This window comes from Methanocella sp. MCL-LM (assembly GCF_049676595.1).
Lineage (GTDB): Archaea > Halobacteriota > Methanocellia > Methanocellales > Methanocellaceae > Methanocella_A.
The window spans coordinates 2,462,815-2,474,392 of record NZ_CP187259.1 but is presented as its reverse complement, the minus strand read 5'-3'; the positions used below and the strand labels follow the sequence as shown (position 1 = coordinate 2,474,392).

Sequence of the window (11,578 nt, the reverse complement as noted above, 5' to 3'; positions counted from 1 at the left end):
TATGCTAACATAAATATATTCTTAAGCCCGGGCAAAGCGGCAAGTGCAGGCACCCGGCTTACCTGGCCTTTCCATTGATACAGTAGTACATATCCTTCAGCTTATGCTCGGCGTAGACCGGGCAGCCGGCAGGGCAGATACAGCCTTCCATGACGATCTTCTTATCGCTCTTGCCTCTGGCGCAGTAAAGCTTTTTATCGTTACCCGGGTAGCTGGGGCATCCGTCGCAGATACAGCTATTGTAATTCTGATCGTTTTCCTGTGGGGTAGGCATATATGTTAATCGGCATTTGAGGTTTAAGGCTCTTAAGCCTGAAAATAGCGCCCTTTTTTGTAATACTATTGCTGCATTGTTCAGTTTTGGTTATGTCCGTCCGCTTCTACCGCTTATCCTCAGATACTTCTTCTACCAGGCCGAGGAAGTATTCCGGCTTGTCGGTGTCATCTCGAAAAAGCATCACCTTAGTATTTACTTTAATGACTGTGCCGTCTTTGCGCACCATTCTTTTTTGGTACCTCTTCCAGTCGCACAACCCTTCCACCATATCTTTTCTACGGTCCTTCAGGTAAGGAATATCGTCAGGGTGGACAATGTCCGTAATCTTCAGGGATAGCAGTTCCTGTTCGGAGTACCCTGTAATCCGGCAGTATTCCCGGTTGACCCGAAGGTAGCGGAAATCGGGTAATACGATGCTGGAGCCTGCAGGCATCATATCGTATACCTTCTGAAAGCACTCCTCGCTCTGTTTTCGGGCCTTTTCCGCCATGATGTAGTCTGTGATATCTCTGCCGACAATCTGGTACTCGGGGGAGTGATCCGATTCTCCGGGAATGAAGTGGCCTGTCCAGTTCACAAACCTTGTTTTGCCGCCCGGGAACGAATGGGTTTGGTCATACGTTATCGACTTTTTGGATTTTAGCAGCAAATCCAGCCTGCCGGAAAGGATTTCCTTCCCTTCTTCTGTCAATATGTCCACCAGCCGCTTTCCAGTTATGTCGTCCTTCCCGGTGCCGAAAAACGAGCAGAAGGAATCGTTGACAAAAAGGATAGTAGTATCCTGCGAAAGGCGACAGATCAGCTCCTTCTGGTCCTCGACGATCGCCCGGTACCTGGCTTCGCTTTCCCGGAGCGCGATTTCCGCAGTTTTTCTGGCGGTTATGTTTTCGTAGACGATGGCTACCCTGCTGTTGATATCGCTCATCGTGAGGGGCTTGAGCCAGAACTTAAAATAGTGTGTTTCATTACCCCGCCTGATGCTGAACTCTCTGGAATACTCCTTACCCTTGAAAGCTTCGTGGAGGTTCAGCAGGATTTCCGGCTTCGTCAGGAGGTCGACGCCCACTGTTTCCAGGCTCTGGCCAACGATCCTTTCCCTGTCTACTTCCGCGAACTGGGTCAGCCGGTTGTTCACGTCAATAATCTTATACCGGTCATCGATAACGGCGATCAGCTCGGAAGAGATGCTAAGTGCGGCCGCGAGAGAAACCCTGTCCGACAGCGTGAAGATTTTTGACCTGCCGAACATATGCATGTCCACTTCACCGGCCATGCAGAGCATATCCAGGTATTTAGCAACAGAATTCCTGTTCATGTTCAAGTGCTGGGAAATCTCTGTTATCATCATGCCCTTATGCGATGACTGCAAGGCTTTCTTTACCCGATCCAGCTCTTCGCGGCGTTTTATCATGAAAGCGATCATACGATCATTTACACTATAATACTTTTCGGCAATGCATGGCATTACCATGAGATTCTGTGCATTGAAAACCTGCGGATGAGAAACTTCCACAGGCGTTATACCATTTCCTGATTATCGCCGACTTGGCAGCCCTTTTGTGCACGGCATTAATACAAACCTATATGATAAACCGGTCTAATCGGACATCTGGCGGTAGTCCGCAAATCTGAGACGGCCCGACAGTCGTACCAGGAAACCCTCGCTTTCCGGCAGCCCTGCCTCAACCGCCCTCCCGATTATCTAAAAACCAAAAACTAAAAACCCACACTTCCACATGACGGAAGCGCCGCGAGGCGTTTCTTCATGTGGATTTACTAATATTCTACACCTTGACTGGCGGTACTTTTTTATCGGCTAAACCAGGTTGGTCAGCCCTGCCTCTTTCACTATCTCCGCCGCCCTGCGGACCTCCTTCGCGTTAAGCGGCCGGTTTATCTCCGGGTAGGCAAAAGCCCTGTACTCCGGGTGGTACTGAAACATCAGGTTGAACCGCACATCTTTGCCCAGGTTCTCAGCGCACCACTCTACTATCGGCTTCGTACAGCACTCGACGTGCCCGGGCAGCACCAGCAGCCGGATCAGCAAATCGGCTTGTCGCTTCGCTTCCAGGAAGTTTCTGGTTGCGACAGCCCAGTAGTCTTTGATGCCCGAATATTTGTACGCGTGCTCGTTGTTGCCGTACCGGAAGTCGGCCAGGTAGAGATCGACTACGCCGTCAAGCAGCTTCATCGCTTCCTGTGTCATGTACATGTTCGAGTTCCAGATCACCGGCAGGTCTTCCGGCATACACCGGACTATCCTGAGGATGGTGTGCAGGTGCGGGGTCGGGTCGCCGCCCACGAAGTTGACGTTAGCGCTACCCTGTCTCCGGCGGGCTTCGATGATCCTGCACATGTGGTCAGCATCCAGGGCAGGGCCCTTCACCCGGGTGGCGATAGTCCAGTTCTGGCAGTAGGCGCAGGCAAAGTTGCACCCCTCGAAAAAGATCGTGTGGGAGGGTATCAGCTCGGGCTCTTCTCCCCTGTGCAGGAACTCGGACGAAATGTGCGAGACGGCATCTGCGTGGCAGGCTCCGGCTTTTCCGTACCTGTTCGTACCACACCGGCGCTCGCAGAAGCCGCATGCCTTCAGCATACGCTCCGCCAGCTCGATCTTGACGTCAATAATTGATCGTTCGTGCCTATCCGCAGCAGGTATCTCGACTCGGGTCTTGACTTGCCTGTACTGCTCTATGAGATCGTCATGCAGCTTCCACAGGTCCTGATCATTTAGCAGGAGATAACCTGCATCTACGCTGACAAATTTTAAGAACCGGTGATTGGTAAGCCTGACACTACTTTTTACGTCGCCCATACTCAGTAAATTCCCATTTTTCTGTTTGGTTATAAAAACTGTACGGCCGGCGCAGTCTTAAATTTGGCTCTCCCGGGCCGGAATTTATCCGCACATAGCCATCCGATACTTGTTTACCACTATCGCCAGTCTTAATACTAAAGAGTATACTACCGGTTACATTAATAGCTGCATCCAGGGCGGGTACGGGCTATGCTATCAGACTGACTGGTGTTAAAAATGAGCTTAATGGCGAAACTATCGATCGTTCTCGTGATGGTTTTTTCCGTCGTTGCCATAGCAGGCGTGTCGCCGGCGATCGCCGACAACAATGTAGGCGTCATTGTCGGCGTCAATGCCGGCGTCAATGCAGTCGACAAGACTGACCTACTGTATGCGGCAGACTATACTCACGACCTGGTGCACGTGTACAACGTCTCGACTTCCTCGTTTGCCAAAGTCGCGACGATTCCTGTCGAAAAGCCTTCTGTCATCGTGGCCAGTAACGATGGCGAACGAGTATACGTTGCCAGTTCGGGGAGCCTTACATCCGGCCTTTACGCCATAAGTACCGACAACAACACGGTCTTTACGCAGTATTCGCTGCCCGACGATGGCGCAGGCGACATCGGGATCAGCCGGAACGACCGCTACGTATACGTGGTCACCGCTACCCGGTTTATCATCCTCGATACCGTTACCGGGAAAAAGTCCGAGAAGACCATCGACACCAACCGTTACTCAACGCTGACGACCGCCGAGGAAGTCGGGGCGAACTTTGCCTACTTTGCGGCGCCGGGCTCCAGCCAGCTGTACGTGTACAACGAAAATGACGATTCGCTCACTCCCTATCATCTCAAGTGCGAAATCGGCTACATCGCCGCACTGGATGGCACTCACCTGCTCGGCACAGACCGGCTCGGCGAGATTAACGCATTGAAGTACAATTATCATACCGGGATAGAAGGATGGTCATATACGCCTCGCCCGGTAGGCGGCACGTCTTCATACTTCGTCCCCTACCTGGCCGTCAGCAACGACCATAAACTGGCCTACTTCATCGACCGGGAGAACAACAAGGTGTACAAGGTGAGACCTGGACGACTACACGTCCAAACTACTGGTCAACGTCAGCGACTGGAGGTCTCCTACCCGGGCTGTCTTCAGCAGCGACGACAGCAAAGTATTCATCTGCGACGACACCGGGGTGATGGGCCTGTATACGAACAACGATACCCAGTACAGGTACTTTTACGGTTATAAGGCAACGGATGTTGACATAGCTTCAGTTCCGACCTATGCGCAGTCCGTGGAACCGCAAACGACCGCCACTCCGGGCCCTGTGAGTCCATCGCCGGCACCCACTGAGAAGCCTGCTTCTGCAGCCTCTCCGACGGTCTCTTCCGCTACCACCAGCCCTGCCCCGGCTCCGATACCGGCAGTACTGCCGCTGTTCGCTTTGGCCCTGGCAGTCTGCTGCCTGCCGCTGATCAACGGCCGGAAATAGGCGTCTAACCGGGATGTCAGGTTTCCCCAATTTTTCCTTTTGTCAACAAAGCTATATGCATGCAAGGCCTACAATTTTTTAAGAGGCATACTTATGGCTGAGTCCCGTCGCTACCCGCTAAAAACCGACCCCCAGGGCATGGTCGGACGCGAATGTCCGAACCCTTCATGTAAGACGTATTTCAAGGTCGAGGCCAGCCACGTCGACTGCGATGAGCTGATCTGCCCGGTGTGCGGCCGCACCGACGACTGCAAAAAGTACACGACCGTGCCGCAGATCGATTACATCAACTCGCTGATCTTCCACAAAGACTCCTGTCCTATCACGCAAAATGGCTACTCTAAAACGCCGCCGTGCAGGGACTATGTGGAGGTGCCGGCAAAATGTGTATACGCCTGTGACTCCTGCAATAAAAAGTTCGGGATCGACTGCAAGAAGCCGGAGAACTGCCCTTACTGTAAGGCGACCCGGGAACACCTGCACGAACAGAACAAGTGTGACCTGGCCTGCAAAGAGTAGCCTTTATCTCTTTTTCCGGCCCGGGCAAACGCTGCGGCAGGCCGAGCACCTGGTAATATCAAACCCTCTGCTGTTCCGGTAATACGCGTGCTCCCGGCACTTCTTCTGATCAGCGGTAGTTCCGTCCAGGGCGCCGACGGGGCAGGCATCGAGGCATTTCCTACATCTTTCTATGCAGAGCCCCTTCTTTACTATGGGGTCCGGCTCAAGCTCCACGTCTGCTAATACTGCCCCCACGGTGACCATGTTGCCAAATTCTTTCGTGATCAGTAGCGTGTTCTTTCCCATCTCGCCGAGCCCTGCGAGGACGGCCGCATGTTTCAGGGATATGATGCCCCGACCATGCTTCCTGTCAGCATCCCAGTACTCGTATGGTGAGTCAGTCGGGACGGGCAGCGCGTTGACGCCGTGATCATACAGCCAGTTGCAGAGCTTAACCGCAATCTGATCCATGTGAGGGACACTCACTGAATAGTTGACCATTGTATAAGGGATCGGCGTGGCGACATCAAGCAGCACCGGGGGTAGCCTGTAGCCCAGGACGATGACCGACCTGCAGCCCGGGTAGACGTCCGCGGGGTGAAAGCCTGCCGGCGCGGCCGAGAACCTTTCCACCGGGGCAATACCACAGAGGTCGGCGCCGAGCTTTGTAGCTTCCTTTTTTACCATGACTGACAAAATCCTGCTACTTTTCCGGGGCATATAAAAATAAAGTACCGCCCGACTATATATCAATTATCCGGCCAGCACTACGGGATACCTGTAGCCTTTTTATAATCTGACTTCGTAGAATCATATGAATTATGACTCTGTTCGCGCTACCCGTAGATAATTACACAGGCCTCACATCTACGGTGTTCGAGCACTTCGGCCGGACCGGGACTTTTGCCATCGTCGATGCGGCCGAAGGCCGGATCGCCTCTGTGACGACGGTCAGTAATGAGCAGACCTACGGGAGTACAGACAAAAACCTCCCCGACTTCCTCGCCCACCACGGCGTAGAAATCGTGCTGGCGGGAATGATGGGCACGTGCATGAGCACGCCACTCCTCGACCGGGGCGTCCGGGTTTTTACGGGTGCCCAAGGCACGGTAAAAGACACTGTCGAGAAATATTTTGCTGGAGAGCTAACCGAAGTGTGGAAGAGCCGGTATGGCCTTTAAGTTTTAAAGATTACTCTTCACACCATGGCGGCACGGCCCCTTATCCTGACAACTGGAAATCAAGTGTTCTAACCACGGCGGCACGGCGATGCTGTGTTGCATTATTCTTATCTTCATGTTCGCCTTTTGAACGCCTGCAGTCGCAGGCGTTCTCGAGGCGATGCGATGACGATCGCTGCGCTGTGCCAGGATCACAGATTGAAACGGATTGCACTGATTTCACAGATGTCATTAGAATAAATTCGGTTGATGGCAAATCCATTTCTCATCGATTAGTATCTGTGTAATCTGTGGCATCTGTCGTAATCTGTGATCCTGGCACAGCGCAGCGATCGTCTTGCTGAGTCACTCCACCTGCAATAGCTCGGCCCAAAGAAGAGAAAATGAATTATGCAACACAGCAGCACAACGACACGGCGACGATTCGAGAAGCGATGGCTGGATGGTTATTTGAACCACGGCGGCACAACGACACGGCGACGACCCGTACCCGAATAGCAAGGCACTCTTTTTAGATCCACGGCGGCACGGAGACAACCATGATCTACTTCCGTCAGGCTATTGATCGAAAGTCAGGCTGAGACGATTGAGTAGTAAACATATGGTTAATGCTCTGTCTTAGTGTCGCCGTGGACCTAAAAAGGAGTTCACTTATACCGGTTCACCACTGTCTTGGTGTCGCCGTGCCGCTGTGGTTTTATTTACCACTGGCTCGTCGTGGATCGCCTTGTCTTGGTGTCGCCGTGCCGCCGTGGTTCAAGTATCTGATTCCCAGTTGTCAGTATAAAGGGCCGTGTCGCCACGTTCGCTGAAGTAGTTCTTCAGATAGCGAAACTTTATTGGTCTCTGGTACCATACGCTTCTCCTTGCAGAGCAAGGGGCGTTTCAAGGTGCCGTTTCACATTATGATCATTCCGACGCTGGGCTGTCCGTCCAAGTGTCACTACTGCTGGAGCTCGGATGTTAACTCTCCTGTCATGAGCCTCGACACGGTCAAGGATATCGCCGCCTGGCTGAAGGAGTTCAGGGATGACAACGTCACGTTTACCTTCCACGGGGGAGAGCCGCTGCTGGCCGGGGCGGACTTCTATAAGAAAGCGCTGCCGCTGTTGCAGAAAGGCCTGAAAGACCGGCACGTCGCCTTCGCGATGCAGACCAACCTCTGGCTGATGACTCCTGAGATCGCCAAAGTGCTGGCGAAGTACAACATCCCCATCGGCTCCAGCCTGGACGGGCCCGAGGATGTCAACGACTTCCAGCGGGGCAAAGGCTACTATCAAAAGACCATGAAGGGCTACAAGATCGCCAGAGAGAATGGCCTGGACGTGAAGTTTATCTGCACTTTCACGTCGCACTCGATCAAGCATAAGGATGAGATCATCCAGTTCTTCATGGACAACGGCTGGAATCTCAAATTGCATCCGGCGCTGCCTTCCATCAAGGGCGACGACCCCGGCAAGTGGGCGCTGGATGCCGGGGAGTACGGGGAATTGCTGGTCTATCTTCTCGATACTTACCTCGACAACTGGGGCCGGTTCGAGGTCATGAACATCGACCACCTGTGCAAGTGCGTGTTCAAGCGCCGGGGTGTGGTGTGCACCTTCGTGGACTGCATGGGGGACACCTTCGCAGTCGGGCCGGACGGCAATATCTACCCCTGCTACCGGTTTATCGGCATGGAAAAATTCGTCATGGGCAACGTGAAGGACAAGCCGACGATGGAAGACCTGATGAATTCTAAGGCCGGGCAAGCTCATGGAGAAGTTCAGGAAGTTCGTGGACAAGAATTGCAAGGACTGCGCCCACATCCGGTACTGCAGAGGTGGGTGTCCCTATAATGCGATCGTGCCTACTGATGGTAAGATCAAGGCAGTTGACCCGCATTGCGTGGCTTACAAGAGGATATTTGACGAGATCAAGGAAAGGCAGAATAAGGACCTGCTTGCCGGCACATCGGGGCTCGAGGGAGCCATGATAGGATTCGATCCGATGAGGATGGCGGCGAAGCCCGGGGTCATGGCTATCATGCTGAAAAGAATCTGACGGATGATGCTTTCGCTATCATCCGCTTGACTTTATCCTCGTATCTGCAAATAGCGAGCCTGCAATCGTGAGCTTGATTCGAAGTTCTTTCTTGTAGCGTTCTGTCTCGATCAGTTTTAACTCAAAAAGGTTATCCAGGTAATATTTGACATTAGACCTGGGTACTTCTGCTTTAAGGTCTTTGTCTAGAAGCTCTTTCATCTCTTTGATCGAGTTAACATACCTGTCCTCATCGGCCTGAACTTTCTTCTTCTGGAAAACTAGCTCTTTCTCTCTCAAAATCTTAAGAATCTCCAGCTCCGTATCTGTCAGTTTCGCCAGGGGGAACGGAGGGAACCTGTGGATCTTCGACTCGCCGGCGGCCAGCCCGTGCTCGTGAATCTCTGCAGCGAGTTCCTTGATCTCCCTGATGACGTCAGCTTCAGAAACGCCGGACTTTAAAAGTTTCTGTGTGGCGTTTATCAAGGCGCCCTCATAATACTTCTCTGGCTCGACGTAGTAAAGTTCGACGCTGCCTTCGGAATTATTTAAAAAACTGGCAAGCGTCAATGCCACCTGCATGATTTTGGGGGCTGAAGAAATATTTACATAAACTTTATTCCCGGCCTGAACTTCCCGGTTTATGAGATCGTAAGATCTTTTAAAAATTGCGTTAAAATCGTAGAGGTTGACCGGGACTTCTTCCCAGTCGATAGGCACTTTTTTAATTTTTTCTATGAAGCTGTTGACTACTTTCGTCTGCTTCCTGTACTCCTCTTTTTCCTTTTTCGGGTCCTGGACCAGGAGATACGCTTTCTTGACTGTAAAATCCTTAAACAGCGGCTTTATAATTCTATCGTATTCCAGGCCGGCAGGTATGATGTGAACGCCAGCTTCTACCATAAAGTTCTAGAAACATCTAATCGTTAAAAGTACTTAACTTTATTCATTGTCATATAACAATAAAAAATGTTTATAATATGATTTTTCCCTAATTCAGGCTGAAACTTTCACCGTCTTTCAGGCACCTGACTTTGTCATGGAATCGGCTTGAAAACCATGGGTGAGATGTGGTGTGAACCGGTATTATGACGTCCGGGTCAATCCTGTCTATGAACTTTTCCAGCTCCTCCTCGGCGATGTGACCCGAAGCGTGGTAGCCGGGCTCTGTGGTTATCTCCTGCCGGCCATTTTCAGTAGCCAGCCGGATGCCCCGGGTCTCGATGTCGAAATGCCGGAGCCACCTGAAGAGCTTCAGGTGATCGATCTCCTGCTCCTCCGAGAACGCCTCGCTCGACGAATAAATATAGAGGCCTCCGGCCGGTTTGATGTCCAGCAGGTGCTTCATATCGTAGAAAGAGAAGCACAGAATGTAGTTCCCCGGATTTCGGGATATCTCCGTGGGCCTCAGCAATCGATCTGCATACTCTCGCTCCACCAGTCGCTGATCGCAGCCCGATTTACTGTCGCTGACCGCGTCGTAGACCAGTAAATTACTCAGCCTGCACCTGCCGTCAGCGCACTCCAGTGCAGCAAGCTGGTAGACGTCCCTGGTCGTGATCACGAGCTCCCTGTTAGTTTCTCTGGCAATCCGGGCAAACATCTCCAGCCGCTCGAAGTTCCTGGCAGAAAAATCTGCGATCACCAGTTTATCCGTACTGTCGACCGCAGCCTTACAATGCTCGTAAACATCCCTCTCCGTCGTAGGGTGATCACCTTCCCTGCCAGTCCTGGTGCCTTCGACGATCAGCACGTTAGCTTCCCTGGCACCGGCGACGAGGCGATCCATGTTCTGGCTGCCGTTTTCGCCGTGGAAGCGGAAGTCGCCCGTGTAGAAGATGGTACCGTCTCGTGATTTGAGCCTGTAGGCTACGGCGCCGCAGATCGAGTGGTCCATGGGGTAGGCGTCCACTTCAAAGGGCAGATCTAGCTCGGAGAGGTGGCCGAGGTGGCCCGGCTGGTAAGGCTTGGACTTGAGGGGATTGATCGCCATCAGGTCGTGCAAGCTGGCCGCCGGCTCCGTCAGTCCATAGAGGGCTCTTCCGACGGATGGCGTTTTCGTCCCTGCCGAGCCGCAGATCAGCGGGCTATCGCCCGGCACCCGGGGTTTGACGTAGGCGGCCTCCGCACTGGTGCCGGCGTTTTTCGAGACGTCCTGCTGTGCCTTCAGGATCGCCAGGCTCAGGCTCGACGCCACGAAAGGTATCGTCGGATCCAGCAGCCCCATGTTACCGGTATGATCCATATGGGCATGGCTCAGCAGCACCGCTTTCACATCCGGCCTGGCAAACGACCTCACGCTCTCGCATATATCGCATGTCAGCAGATCGTCCCTGTAAATGTTCAACCGGGGTATCAGGTTCAGCTGGAGCAGATCATGAATTCCCCTCGTATCCCTGTCACAGAGGTATTCGTTGAAGTATTCATTGTAGCGCGAGTAGTTCATGCCGAAGTCCAGAAAGACCCCGCTCCCGCCGTTTTCTACGTATATCTTGTTACCGCCGATCGTCTCCGCACCATCGTACACTGTTACCGATACCACAGCAGGCACCCGGTAGGGATATGGTAACAATCCATATATAAGCGGTTTGCTGTTATGTAACTATGTATTATAATATAAGGTCTTATGACAACATTTATTAACATGTAATACTATAGCGATATTGTACAATCGGTAGGTGATCAAGCGTGGAAATACTAAGCATCGTGGACCTAGAAATGACCGGCCTGGGAAAGTTCGATATAGCAAACCCTGTCGATGACGACTATCCTGTCAGCATCGGCATCATCTTAGCCGGCGTTGACGAGGAGAGTAAAGTCATCCGGTGCCTCGACAGCTTTCACACGCTGATACGGATTCCGAACCCCTCGAAAGTAGAAGAGACCTCGATCTTCCACCACATCTTCCCGGAGGACCTGGAGGCCGCGCCGAAGCCGAAAGAGGTGTGCGGGCAGATCCGGAAATTCTACGAGAAGTACGGCGAAATACCGGCCGGCGCCTGGAACCACAAGGTAGACCGTCACTTCGTCGACATCCTGTTCAAAATGGGCAAAATGGAATCGCCCATGCGTAAGTGGGTCGAGCTGCAGCCTGAACGGATGGCCAGCCTGGAAAAGTACGTAGCTCAGTATGTCCAGGATCCGGCAATCCTCGGGCTGGATGCCCATGATGCCTTGAACGACTGCATCAGGACGATTGGGGTCATGGCTGCACTGAAAAATTATGGCCTTGATATGTCCGGGCTTGAGATGGTAAACAGCTAACGATTATCCTAAACGTCGTCCGGGGATTGTAT

At 52.5% G+C, this 11,578-nt stretch carries 11 protein-coding genes and 1 pseudogene; 5 read left to right on the top strand and 7 right to left on the bottom strand.

Features of this window, described 5'->3' with window-relative positions; all coding sequences use genetic code 11:
• Positions 1–58: 58 nt before the first annotated feature.
• From ACPLPM_RS12720 to ACPLPM_RS12710, 3 genes are all read right to left on the bottom strand, one after another.
• Entirely contained in the window at positions 59–274 is a 216-nt protein-coding gene (locus ACPLPM_RS12720; RefSeq protein ID WP_424357147.1) for a DUF2769 domain-containing protein, read from the bottom strand.
• A 106-nt stretch (positions 275–380) separates the two neighbouring features.
• The gene (locus tag ACPLPM_RS12715) at positions 381–1,688 is read right to left on the bottom strand and encodes a PAS domain S-box protein (protein ID WP_424357146.1); all 1,308 of its coding nucleotides are present in this window, start codon (positions 1,686–1,688) and stop codon (positions 381–383) included.
• 405 nt (positions 1,689–2,093) lie between these two features.
• Positions 2,094–3,092: a radical SAM protein gene (locus ACPLPM_RS12710; RefSeq protein ID WP_424357145.1), complete on the bottom strand. Its 999-nt coding sequence runs from the start codon at positions 3,090–3,092 to the stop codon at positions 2,094–2,096.
• A gap of 219 nt (positions 3,093–3,311) precedes the next feature.
• On the opposite strand from ACPLPM_RS12710, the gene ACPLPM_RS12705 reads away from it, so the two are divergent.
• Positions 3,312–4,334, top strand: a complete 1,023-nt coding sequence (locus ACPLPM_RS12705; RefSeq protein WP_424357144.1) for a YncE family protein — start codon at positions 3,312–3,314, stop codon at positions 4,332–4,334.
• 33 nt (positions 4,335–4,367) lie between these two features.
• Here ACPLPM_RS12705 and ACPLPM_RS12700 read toward each other — a convergent pair whose 3' ends face one another.
• Positions 4,368–4,565, bottom strand: a complete 198-nt coding sequence (locus tag ACPLPM_RS12700) for a hypothetical protein (RefSeq protein ID WP_424357143.1) — start codon at positions 4,563–4,565, stop codon at positions 4,368–4,370.
• Between the two features lie 106 nt (positions 4,566–4,671).
• Between ACPLPM_RS12700 and ACPLPM_RS12695 the strand changes: the two genes are divergently transcribed.
• Positions 4,672–5,097, top strand: a complete 426-nt coding sequence (locus ACPLPM_RS12695; protein ID WP_424357142.1) for a hypothetical protein — start codon at positions 4,672–4,674, stop codon at positions 5,095–5,097.
• Between the two features lie 3 nt (positions 5,098–5,100).
• Here ACPLPM_RS12695 and ACPLPM_RS12690 read toward each other — a convergent pair whose 3' ends face one another.
• Positions 5,101–5,799 carry an epoxyqueuosine reductase gene (locus tag ACPLPM_RS12690; protein WP_424357141.1) on the bottom strand — a complete coding sequence of 233 codons (699 nt, stop codon included), beginning with the start codon at positions 5,797–5,799 and terminating at the stop codon, positions 5,101–5,103.
• A gap of 101 nt (positions 5,800–5,900) precedes the next feature.
• On the opposite strand from ACPLPM_RS12690, the gene ACPLPM_RS12685 reads away from it, so the two are divergent.
• Together ACPLPM_RS12685 and ACPLPM_RS12680 are read left to right on the top strand one after the other, a co-directional pair.
• Entirely contained in the window at positions 5,901–6,260 is a 360-nt protein-coding gene (locus ACPLPM_RS12685) for a NifB/NifX family molybdenum-iron cluster-binding protein (protein ID WP_424357140.1), read from the top strand.
• A gap of 890 nt (positions 6,261–7,150) precedes the next feature.
• Positions 7,151–8,303 (top strand): annotated as a pseudogene (locus ACPLPM_RS12680) (TIGR04083 family peptide-modifying radical SAM enzyme).
• An 18-nt stretch (positions 8,304–8,321) separates the two neighbouring features.
• On the opposite strand, the gene ACPLPM_RS12675 reads toward ACPLPM_RS12680, so the two are convergent.
• Positions 8,322–9,185, bottom strand: coding sequence for a DUF6293 family protein (locus tag ACPLPM_RS12675; protein ID WP_424357139.1), 864 nt, complete (start codon positions 9,183–9,185; stop codon positions 8,322–8,324).
• 88 nt (positions 9,186–9,273) lie between these two features.
• Positions 9,274–10,824, bottom strand: a complete 1,551-nt coding sequence (locus tag ACPLPM_RS12670) for an MBL fold metallo-hydrolase (RefSeq protein WP_424357138.1) — start codon at positions 10,822–10,824, stop codon at positions 9,274–9,276.
• 146 nt (positions 10,825–10,970) lie between these two features.
• On the opposite strand from ACPLPM_RS12670, the gene ACPLPM_RS12665 reads away from it, so the two are divergent.
• A complete protein-coding gene (locus tag ACPLPM_RS12665; RefSeq protein ID WP_424357137.1) occupies positions 10,971–11,546 on the top strand; it encodes an exonuclease domain-containing protein in 576 nt (191 codons plus the stop codon).
• Positions 11,547–11,578: the final 32 nt, after the last annotated feature.